The sequence below is a fragment of the Paraglaciecola arctica BSs20135 genome, assembly GCF_000314995.1.
GTDB classification, from domain to species: domain Bacteria; phylum Pseudomonadota; class Gammaproteobacteria; order Enterobacterales; family Alteromonadaceae; genus Paraglaciecola; species Paraglaciecola arctica.
In genome coordinates this window covers 36,837-53,547 of sequence record NZ_BAEO01000006.1, presented here as the reverse complement: position 1 = coordinate 53,547, position 16,711 = coordinate 36,837, and the positions used below count along the sequence as shown (strand labels likewise).

Sequence of the window (16,711 nt, the reverse complement as noted above, 5' to 3'; positions counted from 1 at the left end):
CTAAAATGAGTGTTTGGTGGTAATGCGAAATTCAACGCTATTAACGTTGGGCGCAGAAGAAAGAGGCTTGATGATGTCCACATGGATGACTCGGGCTTCGCTAGAATGGGTTGAGAAAAAGCGAGCGCCTAAACCTACAGATGTCATCCAGGGGGAGGAGTTTTGAGAAAGTTCTGATTGGCCAAACACTCGACCAGTATCTAAAAATGCTGCGCCACCTAGTTCGAGGAGTTTGTAAATATTAATATGCGGGTAATAACGAGCTTCAAGAGTAAATTGCGTACTATGTTTACCGTGTTGATATTGTAACGGGTACCCCCTAACTCCCGACTCACCGCCTAAAACAATAGGGGAGTCTAAAAACTGGTTCTTACTGAATTGGTTGGCATTCTTAAAATAAGCTCCCCATCTACCATTAAACTTATGGAAGTATTCGGTATTAATATTTAGAAGCAGTCTGTTTTCGACATTACTATTGTCATATACCTCCCCCTCGAAAGAAGCTTCAAACAGCCATATCGCATTATCAAACAGGTCAAAACCTTTGGATAAATGTGACTGCCAAATTAATGATGGCGAATCTTCACTATTTGTTAAGTCTGAACCAATACTTGCAGTTGCATTCCACCCAAAGTTAAAGTCTTCAATATGGTTAATAAGGTTAAGGTTTGTCAGTTTCCGATAGTCTTTCTGAAGATACTCAACAGATAAAAATGGATAGTTAAAAGCTCGGTTTGAGGGTAAAACTGTACTAGGCAACGGGCTGGTTAAGGTTTGTTCTGGCAATTCTGAAAAGCGGTGTTTATCCTGAGAGTAACCCAGACCAAAACGTAAAGTATCTGTGCTTGAATCTTGGTGCAACCATTGCCAATTTATGGTTGAAAAGTTCTTATGATGAATATATTGATTAGACACCATGCCATTATTATATTGGGTGTCTATTTGATTAAAATTATTGAATCCAATTTCAAATGCATTGTTAGTGTCAAAGCTGACGAACTTTTTTTGTAAAAATATTGCTTCTGAAGTGCCATCATCATTACTGGTTAGCCGAATCTTGGCGTTGATGTTGTTTTTAAAATAAAGCGGGAATTGTGTTTTGAGTTTATAACCACTACGCTGATCGTTGCTAAAATACTCAACCTCAGCATCAATACCCAACCCCAGTAAATTTCTGTCTTGGATCCCAATAGCAAACTTATTTTCCCCACCTTTTCTACCGAATTCAAGGGTAGGCAATAATGACCAATTATCCCAAGTCTGAACCTCTACTTCATGATCTTCGTTATAGGTTACCGATGCATCCCGAATGTATTTCTCACTGCGTAGATGACGCTCTAATTCCTTTAAATCCTCATCGTTAACTTCGCATTTATCTAGGAAAAAAGCAGACTCATTTAAGAGTGTTTTTTGTTTGGTTTTGATATGAAGGAAATTTGCCCAATGATGTAAAAAAATGGTGTCTTTATCCGTAAGGTCAAAGATGTCATTGGTGACAAGTTTGACGTTTTGTGATTGATCACATTTATTTTCTTCGCTGAGTGTTACCCTCGGAAATACCGCGATAACAATGAAACTGATAGTGAGAAAAAACTTAGGGATTAATTTCATAACAACACCTAGAAATAAGTGTTGTTATATTAAGTAAGGAAACTTAAGAACAGCTTAGGGTAAACTGATAATTACCCTAGATTAAACTGAATATTCATTTTATTTAAGAGTGGAATAACTAGATTTGTTAGTTGAATTGCATTAAAAATGCAGCCTGACTTTTGCGAATAGATTGTGGGCATTTTTGGCGTGAATAGCTCGTTTGTAAAGGTTGCGTTTTCCAAATTTGGCCAACTCATCTTCGTACTCACCACCAAAACCGTAACTCAGGTAAAATGCGGTTAGCTTAGAAAGGGAATATTTGTAACGCAATTGAAATGCGTTTTCAGCAAAGGAAAAGTCATCACTATTGGTTAAAGGTTGTGCTGAACCATCCTGGAGAACAACAAAACTATTGAGACTTGTTGCTTTACCTATAACGGCTTCGAACTTAATGCGCAGTTCTTGATTATCATCAACTTGATAATCCATACTCAGTTCAACACTTTGCTCAGTAAAGTTAAATTCACTAATCGTATTGCCTTCATTCCAATCCAACCAACTATCACTGTTATATTGAGAAACTGCTAGGCTTATATGCAAGTTTTCACTAAATTGTTGTGCCAAACTGCCTTGCATATCATAAAAATAATCATCAAATCCTTCAGTACCCACTGTAAGTGCAAATTCGTATTGGCCCCATAAATATTCAGGAGACGCGACTTCAAATTCCAAATTTTGTGACGAAGGTAACCATAAAGAATGATTACCACGTGTAATTAGGTCATCAAATCCAGATGAGATCATTTCTAAAGAAAACTGATATTCAAATTCATCTTCAATTAGCAGTTCAACACCAGCCCCAAATACATGGGGGAGTTTTTCATCTTGGAAGTTTGTTTTAAATTCTGTTTCAAAGGCAAAGACTATTTCTCTAATGAAAGTCGACTCTAAATCAGGAATTTGGTATTGATACTCATATTCAAATTGTTTTCGGTTAACCCTTTTTACAAATCCAATATCATTAAGTTGTAAATTGTCTCCATAAGAAAACAAACTAAATTCATGAGTGTGTTGCTCAGAGATATCGCTACTGCCCCTTAGCCACCAACCGATATCTTCTTCATAGCTGTTTTCCTCTTCAATGTTGGTTTTAATTATCCCTAGGTTTAAAGATGAGTTTTCAGAGATAGAGAAATGTAAATCGGTTGATAATACGGTGGATTGCCTGTCTATAGTAGGCGTATTCACATGGTTGATTGATATACCCAATTTACTAGCACCAAAAGAGTATTGTCCGCGCATGGCCAAAAAGTCACGACCATCACCTCTTGAGGTAGTGTTTTCAAAAGCAGACATAATGCCAAAATCATAATTATCAAAGTCTACCGTGTATTTTAAGGCGGAATTAAGCTCACTATCATATTCTTCATCATAAAAGGCATTGCCACCAATTCTAGGAGAATGCACCAAGGTCAATGTTTCAGGTCCAGTAACGTTGAATAAGCTTTGATTATCATTTAAAAAAGGGCGTTTTTCCGAAAAGAAATTTTCAACGGCTGAAAAATTTACAACTAATTCATCTGATTCGACTTGTCCAAAATCGGGGTTAACAGTGGCACTTAATCGTTGTCCTTTGGTAGGTCGCCAGAACACTTCCGCGCCAATAGAGCCGTTATTACTGTCTTGCAAAACATCTCGATTAAATGACACATAAGGAAACAAGTCAAAACTCGACTCGGTAACAATAGTGGTTGAATATTTTGAGAATAGTTGAAAAAAGCTATTCATTTGTTGATTAGCTGGCACTGACGCATAAGTGGCATTGGTATTCTCGTCAAAGTGGCTCACATATAGCCCAAATTGGTTTTGGACTTCAATACCAAATGACATGGCTTGCCATGGGATAAACACTTCGGCAACCCAACTATTGTCGTAAGATTTTACTTTATATTCCCACTGGGTATTCCAATCTAAATCCAGTTCTTTATCTACATCATAAATGCCATCAAAATAGTATCCTTGATGATTTATGGCAAATACATAACTCTGTTGCGCATTATTTTTCATATCTAACATTAACTGAAAGTGGTCATTAGAAAAAACGCTATCATTCTCTTGAGTACGAACTCGTAAAGCAGATACAGTATTGGCCTTTAATCCAATAAACAACCCAGTTTTTGTCGTAATTATCTGATAAGAAAAGTTACTATTTTGTAGTGCAAGAGTTTGGGGAATGACTTGATAATTATCTGTTATGGTTGTAGCTAAATGCCACTCTTTTTCATCTAGAACGCCATCAATCGTCAGGTCTAGTGCATATACATTGAAAACAAAAATGAAATGGAAAAAAATGTAAATTACAAATCTATTCTGGATCACAATTGTATAGTAAAGACGATTTTTTCCTGAGGCTCCATATCTATTGATATAGAAGCACCAATGTTGTCACAATAAGACTTCACTATAGCTAAGCCCAATCCATACCTTTGTGATGAGGTTCTTGAGTTGTCTTTTTGCCATAGCGGCTCAAAAAAATGCTCTAAATCAGCCGCAGAATAATGATGGGTACTTGTATTAGATATTATTATCTTCACCTTATTATGCATTGCAAGGACAACCGATATGAATATCGGCGTATTTTCTGGGCTGTAATACACTGCATTGCTAATTAAATTTGACAGCACTGTCTCAATGGCTATTTCACTTACTTGAATATGCTTTGATTGCACGTCATAAGTTAACCTTATGTCTCTAGCTGATTTATTTTCTCGATCTATGATTTGTTGAAGAAGGTTTTCTAAATCAATATCATTCTTTTTTAATTCGACCCCCTGAGTACTTTTTTGTAGTAATAGAATGCCATTCACAATGTTTTTTAGACGTTCGGCAATGCCAAGCACCTCATCTTTATAGGTATCTGATATTTGTTTTTCATTCGGAAACTTAATAGCAACTTCGCTTAAGCTAAGTAACTCTGCAATAGGGGTTTTTAATTCATGAGCAATATCTGATGTGATCCTCTTCTCTCGTGAGTAGAGCACCTTATTTTCACTGATAAAATGATTAATGCCAGTTGCGATAGATATGAGTTCGTCAGGGAGATCGTCAGTGGAAATAGCGCTTACTTGAGAGTTTAGGTCAATTTGTTTAAGGTCATTGTTGAGTTTAACAAGCGGTCTTAATCCTCGCTCAACCACATTAAACACTATCATTTTGACCGCGATAATTGCGGTAATCGAGGTGATTAAAAAGATGATATCTACAAACCAAAGTATTTGATTTAGGTTTTCGTTACTTATGGCATAAGCTAATGACATAGGTTGTTGAGTTTTCGAAAACTCTTTCTTTGAAATACCAAAATCTTCTCTAACATCGCTATCAATTTGAGGTTTAAATGTAGCAAAGTACATTCTGCCAGAGCGCCCATCAGGTAAAGTAATATTGGTGATTGATGATGTATTTAAGGGAATATTTAATTTAGGTAATGTATTTACGTGAAATAGTTCGAGGGTTTGTGAGCGTTCAAAAACGTCATCATTCAGCCAAAGTTGAAAATACTCTGGATCAACCGCTCCTGAAAATTCAGGCATAAACTCGTCAGCAAATTCAAACTCAATTTCTTCTGTGTCTTCGCTTATTAAGGTAATGAGCAAACTAGCCTTATTGGTCATGGCTCTATCAAATTCACTGCTTATCCAAGTATCCACTAGGATGTCAGTTACAAGGAATATGGATATTAATAATATCGATACTGAAAGAGAGATGTAGCGACTTAATTTTTGCTTAATAGAAGTCATTAATTGCCTTCAACGAAGTAACCGAAGCCACGCTTGGTTCTAATAGGTAAATCATATCCTACCGCTCGCACTTTCTTCCGTGCGGTCGATAAGTGTGCCTCAATAGAGTTTTTAGCAATTGCATCATATTGACCAGCTAAATATTCACTTAGCTTTTCTGGGGATATAACCTTACCTTGATTAGTAAATAGGCATTCCACCAATTTATATTCATTCGGGGTGAAATTAGCATCTATGCCATTACAGTGAAATTGTTTTAAATGTAGATCTAATGAAAACTGTCCAATAGTAATTTTGCTGTCATTGATATTTAAACTGCCTCTGCGCATAAGGCACAGTAGTCTTACGTGAAGTTCATCGAATGAAAATGGTTTGGTTAAATAATCGTCAGCACCATTAAGCAATCCTTGAATTTTATCTTCTGTCAGATCTCTTGCAGAAAGAATTAATACTCTGATATCTTTCTTTGCATCACGTAGGGCTTTTAATATTGAGGTGCCATCAACTGATGGAAGCATTAGGTCAAGGATCAAAAGAGAATAATCTCCAGATAAAACCATGCTCAAACCTTCAGAGCCATCTCCCGTATCATCAACTGTGAAGCCCAGATTAGACAGCCCAACTTTTAAACTTCTTCTGAGTGAGTTTGAATCTTCAATAATCAATATTTTCAAAAGGCGACCTAACAATAATAGTTACAAAGATAAATGTATCAGATGAAACTTAAGATTTGCTGATTTTATACTTAAGATAGTATTTCTTTTGGGAGGGAGTGATTAAAGACTCCGTTATTTTCTTACTCTCATTATTTAGGCATGTTGAATAGGCTTAGTTAATTCTAATTTTCTATAACCCTTTAATAAACTTCAATTGGATGTGCTACACCGATGTATTCCATTCCCATCCAAATAATAAATCCCACATAAATTAGTAGCAGAATTTTACCGTTATTATTGGTCAGCTCTGAACCACTTCGTGCCAGCACCAAAAAAGTGACAGTAGCAAAGAGTAGGAACATCATCATAGGCATTATCCGAGGATAGTTGAAGCCTACTGCGCCGGCTACGATGACACCAGCAGGTAACACAACCAACAAGTCGAAGATATTACTGCCGAAGGCATTTGTAAGGCTTGCAGTACTGCATTTTCGTTTGGCGGCTTTTACGCTAACAAAAAGGTCCGGAATGCTGGTTGCCGCTGCCAATATGGTTGCGCCCCAAAAATAACTCGGAGTGCTGAACATCTCGCCAAGTTCGATAACCATTTGGATCAGCACTTCTACTGCCATAGTAACCAGCACCATAGAAAAAATCAGTTTGCCCCAGCTCTTTAGTGCTGTGGCATCAGGTTTATTTTTTTCTGGTTTGTGATCATGCACTTCTTGATATTGGATGTAGATGTACAACACGTAAAATAGTAGCGGAAGGATCATCATTGAAATACTCAATGTTCCACTCATTGGTTCTTCTGTCGACGGTTGATAAATAACCGCAAATGATAGTGTTACCATCACGATCAGCACACTGATCAGGTAAAACTGCGCTTCTCGATAGATTACGTCGCGTCCTGCGTGAAGTGAGCCTGGTCGGAAGAGTACGGATGTTCCAGGAATGACTAAGATATTGAACACTGCTGAACCAATAATAGTAGCCAAACCCAGTTCAAAGTCTCCATGAATGCCTGCGGCTAGAATAATAGTGACCAATTCGGGAAAGCTCGAACTGATTGCCATCACTGTAGAGCCTTTGACTGAGTCTGGAAGCCCATAACAGAGTGCTAAATCGTGGCATGCGTCCTCAAGGTAGTTGCATGCCTTCCATACTATAGTTGTCGCTATAGCCATGATAAAGAGAATATAGGCGAGTTCAGCTAGCACAGCAGTCCATTTTCATAAAGGATCCTATGATAACCGATGCCAAATTGACCATGTTTATCTAACCTATTTATCTAAGGGAATATCTTCAAGTAACTTTATGATACTAGGGTTGTTACTTAATTTAGCCAAGTCAATGAGATAGCTTTTCTCAATCTCTTGCATAGATAAATTGGCTAATAATTCTTTTAGTGACGCCTCTTCGCCGTTAGCTATGGACGTTTTTAAGGCTGCAAAAGTTGCGATGTTTTGTGGTTTATTACTTGTCATGTTAGCTCCTATCAGTTTTGGTGTTTGATTTACCTATCATTGTTTTGGGATCTAACCTTGCGATAAGTTCAGCTTCACTTAAATTGGTCAACTCTTTGGCGACATCTAGTACTGTTCTATTCTCTGCATAGGCTTTTTTGGCAATTTCTGCGCTTTTATCGTAACCAATTAAACTCGTCAACGCCGTTGCTAACATGGGGTTGCGTGCTACGTTCTGCTCAAGTTTTGCATGATTCACTTGCATATCTTTGATGACTTTATCGGCAAGTGCAGTGCAACAGGTACTCAGTAATTGGATACTTTGAATTAGGGTATGGCCGATTAATGGCAGCATAGTATTCAATTGAAAATTGCCCGATTGGCCAGCCAAGGTAATAGTAGTGTCATTACCAATCACTTGGGTACATGCCATTAATACAGCTTCAGGGATCACCGGGTTGACCTTGCCGGGCATGATACTGCTACCTTTTTGAAGTTCGGATAAGTGTATTTCATTTAAACCATTTAACGGTCCACTACTGAGCCAACGAATATCGTTGCTAATCTTACTCAAGCTAACCGCGGCGGTTTTGAGATTCCCACTGACGTTAACAGCTGTATCTTGGGCGCTAATTGCACGAAAGTAGTTGTCAGCCGGAGTAAATACCAAGCCGCTATTTTCTGATAATAGCCGGCTCACAACGGCTCCAAATTCTGGATGTGTGTTGATCCCGGTGCCTACTGCAGTGCCTCCAATAGCGAGTTTACACAAGCTTGGCAAACTGTTTTGGAGCTGAGTATGAATGTAGTTAATCTGCTCACGCCATGCGCCTATCTCTTGAGCAAAACTAAGCGGCATAGCGTCCATGAGATGGGTTCTACCGGTTTTGATGGTATTGTGATGCTCCTTTGCTTTTCCGTCTAAAGTGTTAACTAAGTGCAATAGGGAAGGCAGCAGTTCTTTTTCGATTAGCATAGCTGCACTTAAATGAATACACGAGGGTATAACGTCATTAGAGCTTTGTCCTAGATTCACGTCATCCAAAGGGAGCACAGATATTTGCCCCTTAGTTTGCAACTTGACTAAGGAAGCTATAACTTCATTGGCGTTCATGTTAGTGCTGGTCCCAGAGCCAGTTTGAAACACATCAATTGGAAATTGATCGTCGTAGAAGCCATTAGCTACGCTTTGAGCCGCACCTTGAATAGCCATTGCTTTTTCTTCATCAAGTAAGCCTAGCTCCATATTGGCAAGGGCAGTTGCACTTTTTATAGAGCCAAGTGCCCAAAGAAAAGCACGAGGCATTTTACTATCACTAATAGTAAAATTGGCCAGCGCTTTAGCCGTTTCTGCACCATACAATATCTTGCTCTTATGCTCTACTTTACTCGCGTTAGGATTATTTGTTGTTTGCATTGATTAGCCTTGCTCCTTTAACCGTAGAATTAATTCCACCAGCCAATAAATACCTTTGGCGAGGTGACGAATAGAGTTTGATTATGATTAACTACTTTGTTCAGGAAACAAACAGCCTTATTTCGTAACCTATTTATTGATCTGACGTTGTTCCCTAATTTTTTCAAGGTATTTATCGTCATTCAATTTATCTGGGCAATATTCAGGACATGCTTTTATCTGCGCCAAATTAATATTACAGGTAACTGTTTTACTCCCCCAGTTTAATGTATCAAACTGATCTGGTGAGATGAGCACTTTTTTACCGCCAGGCAACCAATCACGGGTATCAATAACAAGATAACGTAAAGACCAGTTGTAGGTATCCCAAATAAAATCTTTGATGTAACCCTTTTTACCATCCAAAGCATCAACACCGTAGTGTTCAATTTCATTAGCTGAACGAAGGTGATTTGTTTGTTGGACATTGTCATCTTTAACTTTGTCAACACTCAGTATTTTTGGGTTAAACAGCGCGGTAGGGTAAGCGTATTCACCCCAAGCACCTTCACCTGTCCAATAATAACCGTAGCCGAAATAATCGTGATAAGCTTTTTCAAACTCTCGTGAAACTGTTTCATGCTCTTCAATTTTCGGACAATGCTTAACCGCATCTTTTTTAAACGACACACTCAATATATCGTCATTATTATTAAATTCACGCAGTGCAATTGGGCTAATCAATACCTTTTCGCTAAGAGGCAACCAAGGATGAGTATCAATTACCAAAAATCGAATGACCCTAGATCTTTCGTCAAAATACACATCTTTTACCTGACCAAGGTCTCCGTCAGTTGCTTTGATGGTGCTACCACTTAATTCTTTTAAACTGACTAACATAAAGTTCTCCTTTTTGATGAATTGGATTTACACGCAGTTCTAACAAACATTTTGCATAGGTACTTGTAATAATTATTCGCGATTCAACCGTAAATTTTATACTGTTCTAATAGTTATAAAATCCAATATAGTTTGTATACTATTTATTTATGGACCGCTAACTTTAACATACATTTAGTGTTACTATGATGAAACAGCTATATAAATTGACATAACAGCTGTCTTCTACATCATCTCATATATCACTCCCAGCAATAATAATTTGTACACTAATCATTATTGAGGGGTTTATACTTTGGAATAAATAGCTAAATAAACAATTACAGGTAATAGTCATGTTTTGTTGCCAAAGCACAATTAAAACCAGTAAGGAATGGAATTGTAATGAAATCTAAAATAAGAGAAGCAAATCGTGAACATGCTCCTTTAGAGCGACGCTTTCTTAAATTATTTTCTCCTGTAAAAGTGTTTTTCAGTAGTCAAGCCATGGCTGGAATAGCCCTTCTCATTTCCGCTTTGCTGGCCATAGTCATGGTCAATACTGGTTGGCAACACCAATATGATGTTTTGAATAAACTGGTGCTCGCTGTTTCACTCGGTGACTGGGAAATCAGTCACTCGATACACTATTGGATCAACGATGGGTTGATGGTGTTATTTTTCTTTATTTTGGGGCTGGAAATTAAATACGAGTGTTTAGTCGGGGCACTAAAAGACTTAAAAGATGCAACCTTAGTGATCGCCATGGCGATCGGGGGGATGTTACTACCGGCACTCATTTATCTGATGATTATTTGGATTGGCGGAACAGATGCTTTTCAGGGATGGGGTGTACCTATGGCAACGGATACCGCATTTGCTATCGCCATTTTAACATTATTAGGCACTAGAGCACCAAAAGCTGCAGCCATTATACTTACTGGTTTGGCTATCGTTGATGACATGGGCGCAGTAGCGGTTATAGGTCTTTTTTATACCGAACAAATTGTGGTGAGCTCGCTTTTATGGTCTGGACTAACTTTAGCGACTATGTTCTTGATGAACTTGCTTGGAATACGAGTGCCCTCATTATATTTAATTGGTGGGGTAGTATTATGGTGGTTTATTCTTCAATCTGGTATTCATGCAACAACAGCAGGTATTTTGGCTGCCTTGATGGTGCCAACACATCCCTATGCCAATAAAAGGTGGTTCCTCCACAAAATGCAATATGTTGTTAAGACCTTTAGGAAAGTGGACAAACCGAACGCCACCATTCTTGAGAGTGGAGAGCAGCATGCACTTGCGATTGAAGCCGAAGAAATTGCAAAAAGTACCACTACACCAATAATACGTTGGGGCAATGCCCTAAGAAACCCCGTTAGTCTGATCATTTTACCTTTGTTTGCTTTTTTAAACGCTGGCTTGTTGTTGCCTACCGACATCCCTGAATTTAAGGATACAGTGGTTACCTTGGCGATTTTGTTCGGTTTAGTTTTAGGTAAAGGGATAGGGATCAGTATTTTTGCTTGGCTTGCTTTAAAAACGGGTTTGGCAAGACTCCCCGAAGGCGTGCACTTTAGTCACATAGTTGGAGTGGGTTTCTTAGCAGGTGTTGGGTTTACAATGTCACTGTTTATTTCAGCATTGGCATTCGAAGGACATCCAGCATTGATTGCACAAGCCAAAATGGGAATTTTACTTGGGTCACTCATCGCTGCAATTGTCGGGACTGCAATTTTGTTATTTATATCTAGAAAAGAATTGGCGCTATCGACCGCTGCTACAACGTAAAATCCTACAATGGAAGGGAACTGATAACCGAGACATTAATAGAATTGTATTGCCATCCCTAGCAAAGGATACTGAGTTATTTCTGCGAATTGTTACAGCTGATATTGGTTATCGAATTCTCCATTATCGCAACCAGCCTTTGATGGCAAAAACATATAAACTAAGGGTCATTCCAACTCCAACACCAAAAGCAATCTGGGCCAATGTGCCAGGCCAAGGAGCGTCTGTTATGTTCATGCCGAGTAATCCACCAACAGTGGCAGGGAGCAGTGCCAATGCGGTGAGAAGAGCAAGCAGTCGCATTACCCGATTCATTTGAAATGATGACACATTAAGTCGTAGGTCAACTAACCCCTGCAAGGATTCACGTAAGTCATCTATATCGTCATACAGATCGTTGGCATCGTCTGCCAGAAAATGGAACGGCTCCCGATCACTGGGACTTGCACCGGCTATAATCACCTTGCCGCTAAACAAATCTCTGATCACACTTTTGAGGTGTTTCAGGCTAGCCCGAGCCTTTAAAATGTCAGCCCTGAGACTAAATGTTCGAGCTAAGAATGCCTCATCTCCCAATCGGCTCTGGGCGAGCTCTAGATTTGTCAAAGTCACTTCAATACTTTCAGCCACTTGGGTATAGGCTGACATAATTTCACTGACCAACGCCAGAGTCGCCCTCACCATTTTAGGTGTTTTGGTATCGATGCTTGCCAGCCTTAATTGTACCTTTTCGTCTAAGTCAGTATGATCGCGACTCAACACCACCACGTTTTCTGACGTACCAACCAATAATATAGGTGTACGTGTTAGTCGCGCCCCCGGAACCATTGGCATTGGGTAACGTACAAAAAATGTGGAAAAATGCTCAAGGGTGTCGAAGCCAGGACTCGTAGACTGAAACAAACCTTGAACAGCGCTTATTGGAACGCCCATCGCTGCGGTAATAGACGCTAGTCGCGATTCATCCAAACCAGAAATGAAAAGCCAGTCTGGTTCGCCACTGCGCAGGCGATTAAGTCCTTGCTCCCAGCTAATCACTTCAAACTGTGCGCCAGATGTACCAAGTGATAGTACTTTTAAACCTATTACTGCTTCATTAGTACTTAAATCAACACTGTTATTGTCGAGTTTTAGCGCAAAACTGGAACGTGCACCTAACAAAGCAATGCGCGCTACCCGAATAAGCCTAAAAACTGGCGAATGCCTTAGGACATCAGGCACAAATGGAATAAAGGCTATCAGTGCACTTATGATAATTAGCATATCAATGACACGCCAGCCATCAACGACAAAGCCAACCTTATTCTTAGCGAGCAATAGACCACTCACATATTCCAACACAAACAACAGTACAATGGCATATTCCAAAGCCGCCACAATATCTTGTGTAAAGTCATTAAATTCAAAAACTAAAGGAGCAATAAACAAAAATAGTGACAGTAGAGCAAAAAATCCGAGTACCGCATCAGTTAGATAACGTTCAATTAATTGCATATAAAACACTTTTCTCAAATTTGTAGCTCCTAAGTAAAACAAGTGGTTACCTCTATGACTGGGAAGCAACGGGATATTTTTAATATTGGCAGTATAGAGCCTTAGTGACAAAGTCACTAAGGCTCCTATAAATAGACTTTAGATAATTCCAGCACCATGGGCCTACAAACTAGTGGTTGTTATTTATTCAAGCTGTGTAATTTTGTCGCCAAGTCAGGATTACCAAAACAGATACCCATTGATAAAGCGCTAGCTAATTCAGAGTCTTCATTGGTTACTATCCTACTTTTATGTGCGACTTCTTTAAGGGAAGTACTGCATAGTTGACCGTCTTGTAATACTACAACTTTGCCAAACTGTTTGTTTGCCACTAAAGAGGCAGCATAACAACCCAAACTAGTAGCAAAAACTCGGTCGAATGCAGTAGGAGAGCCCCCCCTTTGAATATATCCTAAAGTAGTGGCACGGATTTCAGCGTCTATCTTTTGTTCTAATTGCAATTTTAAAACATTTGCAACGCCACCTAGGCGAATGGGATCACCGCCGCCATCTTTAGTTTCACGAATAGTTAATTGGCCTCCTATTGGCTTAGCGCCTTCTGCAATCACGACTATTGAATAGTGTTGGTCACCCATACGTGATTGACAGGCTTTGGCTACTTCATCAATATCATAATCGAACTCAGGGATAAGAATGACATCTGCACCACCAGCGATACCCGCATGTAGCGCAATCCAACCCGCATATCTGCCCATTGTTTCAAGGATCATAACTCTTTTGTGGGATTGTCCAGTAGTACGCAATCTATCAAGGGCGTCAGTTACTATGCTTATAGCGGTATCAAAACCAAAAGTACGATCAGTCCCCATTAAATCATTATCAATGGTTTTGGGTATACCGACTATATTCATACCCAGTTTTGACATCTCATAAGCAATAGAAAGGGTGCCATCACCGCCTATCACTACTAATCCATCTAACTCTAGACTTTGGTAATAATCCAATACCTTATCTGATACGTCGACCCCTTTATAGTTGAACGGGCTGGCACTATTATGGGTACCTAATATGGTTCCGCCTTGAGATAAAATGCCACTGCAATCTTCGTAGTTTAGAGGTTTTACTCGCCTTTCTATTAGCCCTAAAAAGCCATCTTGAATGCCGATAATTTCAGCACAGCAATTGATCATTAAACTTTTAGAAACAGCACGGATCGCCGCGTTTAACCCCGGACAATCTCCACCACCGGTTAATACACCAATACGTAATGTTTTTGTTTGCATAGCACGACTCTTGATAATTGAAGAATTTTACACACTATAAGTTATATAAATTCCTAACTGTTGATACTGATCAAGCTTCCTTCTATCGGCCTTGTAGTGTTGTTCATTATGAAAATATTTCACAGACACTATTTGGCGCAGACGCTTAAAACTGAAAAATACTGAAGTGTGTTGTGTTGACTTAGATCAACTAGCGTCACATTTTTTTATGATGATATAGCATCAAAATATTCTGGTATTTGAGGTTGATAAATAATGGCTACAGTTAAGTTTTTAGGAGCAGCACAAGAAGTCACAGGATCATGTCATATGTTCGAGGCGCCCGCATTTGGCCGCATATTATTCGATTGTGGAATGCACCAGGGAGGAAGCCGATTGGATAAGGAGCAACAAGAAACATTTATGTTTAACCCAAAAACAATCGATGCCGTCATCCTATCTCATGCTCACTTAGATCACAGTGGTATGTTACCCAAACTAGTACATGACGGTTATAACGGCCCCATCCACTGTGCTGACGCAACAGCAGATTTATTACACGTGATGTTACTCGATTCAGTCAATATCTATTTGGGGGATTTAGAGCGTGAAAACCGCTATCTAGCCCGTAAAGGAAAACCTTTATTAGAGCCCCAATACACAGAAGAAGACGTAATAACAACATTGTCTTTGTGCCAATCTCACAATTATGAAATTGAGTTTTCTTTATCCGCAGATGCAAAAGTGAAATTTCATGATGCTGGACATATTTTAGGATCTGCCATTGTTGAATTGACATTTAGCGATAAGGGCAAGAACAAAAAAGTCGTATTCTCTGGGGATTTGGGTAACAAAAGTGCCGTTTTAATGAATGATCCAAGCGTGCTTACCAAAGCTGATTTGGTTTTAATGGAAGGCACTTATGGCGATCGTAATCACCGGCCAATGGAAGATACAGTTGCTCAATTGAAAGAGATTTTAAGTGATACACAAAAACGTGGAGGAAATATTATGATCCCTGCGTTTGCTGTGGGTCGAACTCAAGAATTACTGTTTTATTTAGGCCAGTTGCATAGGGAAGGGTTGTTAGACAATTGGCAAGTCATACTCGACAGCCCTATGGCTATAGAGGTAACTAAAGTGTATGACCGCTGGTTTAAGTCCCTGGACAGTCTTGAGATTGAGCAAGCTACACCAAAAGCTCATTCTATTATTAAGGATTTTATTCCCCGTCTATTTTTGGCTGTCACTCCAGAAAATTCCATCGCTATAAACAATATAACCAAAGGCGCAATCATTATTGCTGGCAGCGGCATGTGTACTGGAGGTCGTATTCGCCATCATTTTAAACAACGAATATGGGACTCTCGCAACACTATTATTTTTTGTGGTTATCAAGCTACCGGTACCCTAGGCCGTTTGTTAGTTGATGGTAAAAAGAATATTAAAATATTTAATGAATCTTATGCAGTAAAAGCCCAAATCGAAACCTTAGGAGGATTTTCAGCCCATGCAGGGCAACAGGAATTAATTGAGTGGGTATCTAACTTTAATGATTCAGCAAGAGTGGCTTTGGTACACGGTGATCCAGAGGCGCTGGAAGCGTTGTCACAAAGATTGTGGAAAGAAAAAAGTATAGCGACTGACATTCCACAACCAGGCCATTGTATTGCCTTTTAGAAAAATATTGATACAGGTCAAAATCGCGAAATCATAAAAACTTATGCTAAGCATTAAATATAACATTCTGATTATAGTGCTTAGCTTGGCTAGAAAAATAAGTCTATATATCAAAAATAATTCAAATGTATAAGAGGTTTTATCTAATGGAAACAATAGAAGTTGGAATGTCTAAAGAATGCGAGTTGGATGGAAAGTCGATAACCATTCGACCAATTAAAATGCAAGATTCGCAGCTTGAACATGATTTTATTGATCACCTATCACCAGAAACTAAACATTATCGTTTTTTCGGTGCTATCAAAAATGTGTCAGACAAAGTGCTAAAAAGCTTATGTGATATAGATGGTAAGAATTCAATGGCCTTTATTGCGACTGAACAGGTAGATGGCAAGGAAATAGAAATTGGTGTGTGTCGCTATGTATTAAGTGAAAATCCAGATATTCATGAAATGGCTTTAACCATAGCAGATAAATGGCAACACAAAGGATTGGGTAAGTTGCTAATAAATCAACTAACAAGTTACGCCAAAAGTCATGGCGTAAAAACATTATATTCTGTAGAGCTGGCAGATAATCCACATATGCATAAATTGTCAAAAGAGTTGGGAATGCAGGTAAAAAGAGACATCGAAGATGCTCACCAAGTGATTTACTCGTTAGCACTTTAATATACATTGAGGTAAGACTATGA

At 38.9% G+C, this 16,711-nt stretch carries 13 protein-coding genes; 3 read left to right on the top strand and 10 right to left on the bottom strand.

What is annotated here, in order from left to right; translation table 11 throughout:
- The 8 genes from GARC_RS01505 to GARC_RS01470 form a co-directional block, all read right to left on the bottom strand.
- Positions 1-1,611 (bottom strand): ShlB/FhaC/HecB family protein, encoded by a 1,611-nt coding sequence (locus GARC_RS01505; RefSeq protein WP_007616032.1) that lies wholly within the window; start codon positions 1,609-1,611, stop codon positions 1-3.
- 141 nt (positions 1,612-1,752) lie between these two features.
- Positions 1,753-3,972: a DUF5916 domain-containing protein gene (locus GARC_RS01500; RefSeq protein ID WP_226989040.1), complete on the bottom strand. Its 2,220-nt coding sequence runs from the start codon at positions 3,970-3,972 to the stop codon at positions 1,753-1,755.
- On the bottom strand, positions 3,969-5,390 hold the full coding sequence (locus GARC_RS01495) for a sensor histidine kinase (protein WP_007616030.1): 1,422 nt from the start codon (positions 5,388-5,390) through the stop codon (positions 3,969-3,971). Before GARC_RS01495 ends, GARC_RS01500 begins: the two co-directional genes overlap by 4 nt.
- Positions 5,390-6,064, bottom strand: coding sequence for a response regulator transcription factor (locus GARC_RS01490; RefSeq protein WP_007616029.1), 675 nt, complete (start codon positions 6,062-6,064; stop codon positions 5,390-5,392). The genes GARC_RS01495 and GARC_RS01490 overlap by 1 nt, the downstream gene beginning before the upstream one ends.
- A gap of 182 nt (positions 6,065-6,246) precedes the next feature.
- Entirely contained in the window at positions 6,247-7,233 is a 987-nt protein-coding gene (locus tag GARC_RS01485; RefSeq protein ID WP_226989045.1) for a sodium:calcium antiporter, read from the bottom strand.
- 96 nt (positions 7,234-7,329) lie between these two features.
- Complete coding sequence (locus GARC_RS01480) at positions 7,330-7,533, bottom strand: hypothetical protein (protein ID WP_007616026.1); 204 nt, start codon at positions 7,531-7,533, stop codon at positions 7,330-7,332.
- A gap of 1 nt (position 7,534) precedes the next feature.
- A complete protein-coding gene (locus GARC_RS01475) occupies positions 7,535-8,929 on the bottom strand; it encodes a class II fumarate hydratase (RefSeq protein WP_007616018.1) in 1,395 nt (464 codons plus the stop codon).
- A gap of 129 nt (positions 8,930-9,058) precedes the next feature.
- Complete coding sequence (locus GARC_RS01470; RefSeq protein WP_007616014.1) at positions 9,059-9,808, bottom strand: PRC-barrel domain-containing protein; 750 nt, start codon at positions 9,806-9,808, stop codon at positions 9,059-9,061.
- A gap of 384 nt (positions 9,809-10,192) precedes the next feature.
- Between GARC_RS01470 and nhaA the strand changes: the two genes are divergently transcribed.
- Complete coding sequence (gene nhaA / locus GARC_RS01465) at positions 10,193-11,581, top strand: Na+/H+ antiporter NhaA (protein ID WP_007616011.1); 1,389 nt, start codon at positions 10,193-10,195, stop codon at positions 11,579-11,581.
- 123 nt (positions 11,582-11,704) lie between these two features.
- Here nhaA and GARC_RS01460 read toward each other — a convergent pair whose 3' ends face one another.
- Both GARC_RS01460 and GARC_RS01455 read right to left on the bottom strand, forming a co-directional pair.
- Positions 11,705-13,084 (bottom strand): CorA family divalent cation transporter, encoded by a 1,380-nt coding sequence (locus GARC_RS01460; RefSeq protein WP_226989044.1) that lies wholly within the window; start codon positions 13,082-13,084, stop codon positions 11,705-11,707.
- Positions 13,085-13,254: 170 nt separating this feature from the next.
- Entirely contained in the window at positions 13,255-14,358 is a 1,104-nt protein-coding gene (locus tag GARC_RS01455; protein ID WP_007616009.1) for a 6-phosphofructokinase, read from the bottom strand.
- 255 nt (positions 14,359-14,613) lie between these two features.
- On the opposite strand from GARC_RS01455, the gene GARC_RS01450 reads away from it, so the two are divergent.
- Positions 14,614-16,017 (top strand): MBL fold metallo-hydrolase RNA specificity domain-containing protein, encoded by a 1,404-nt coding sequence (locus GARC_RS01450; RefSeq protein WP_007616008.1) that lies wholly within the window; start codon positions 14,614-14,616, stop codon positions 16,015-16,017.
- Positions 16,018-16,163: 146 nt separating this feature from the next.
- Positions 16,164-16,688, top strand: a complete 525-nt coding sequence (locus GARC_RS01445) for a GNAT family N-acetyltransferase (RefSeq protein ID WP_007616007.1) — start codon at positions 16,164-16,166, stop codon at positions 16,686-16,688.
- Positions 16,689-16,711: the final 23 nt, after the last annotated feature.

Bases quoted from the DNA above. Each gene is read 5' to 3' on its own strand.
- GARC_RS01450 (WP_007616008.1), top strand. From the start codon at position 14,614: ATGGCTACAGTTAAGTTTTTAGGAGCAGCACAAGAAGTCACAGGATCA.
- nhaA (WP_007616011.1), top strand. From the start codon at position 10,193: ATGAAATCTAAAATAAGAGAAGCAAATCGTGAACATGCTCCTTTAGAG.
- GARC_RS01495 (WP_007616030.1), bottom strand. From the start codon at position 5,390: ATGACTTCTATTAAGCAAAAATTAAGTCGCTACATCTCTCTTTCAGTA.
- GARC_RS01480 (WP_007616026.1), bottom strand. From the start codon at position 7,533: ATGACAAGTAATAAACCACAAAACATCGCAACTTTTGCAGCCTTAAAA.
- GARC_RS01485 (WP_226989045.1), bottom strand. From the start codon at position 7,233: ATGGCTATAGCGACAACTATAGTATGGAAGGCATGCAACTACCTTGAG.
- GARC_RS01470 (WP_007616014.1), bottom strand. From the start codon at position 9,808: ATGTTAGTCAGTTTAAAAGAATTAAGTGGTAGCACCATCAAAGCAACT.
- GARC_RS01505 (WP_007616032.1), bottom strand. From the start codon at position 1,611: ATGAAATTAATCCCTAAGTTTTTTCTCACTATCAGTTTCATTGTTATC.
- GARC_RS01445 (WP_007616007.1), top strand. From the start codon at position 16,164: ATGGAAACAATAGAAGTTGGAATGTCTAAAGAATGCGAGTTGGATGGA.
- GARC_RS01455 (WP_007616009.1), bottom strand. From the start codon at position 14,358: ATGCAAACAAAAACATTACGTATTGGTGTATTAACCGGTGGTGGAGAT.
- GARC_RS01475 (WP_007616018.1), bottom strand. From the start codon at position 8,929: ATGCAAACAACAAATAATCCTAACGCGAGTAAAGTAGAGCATAAGAGC.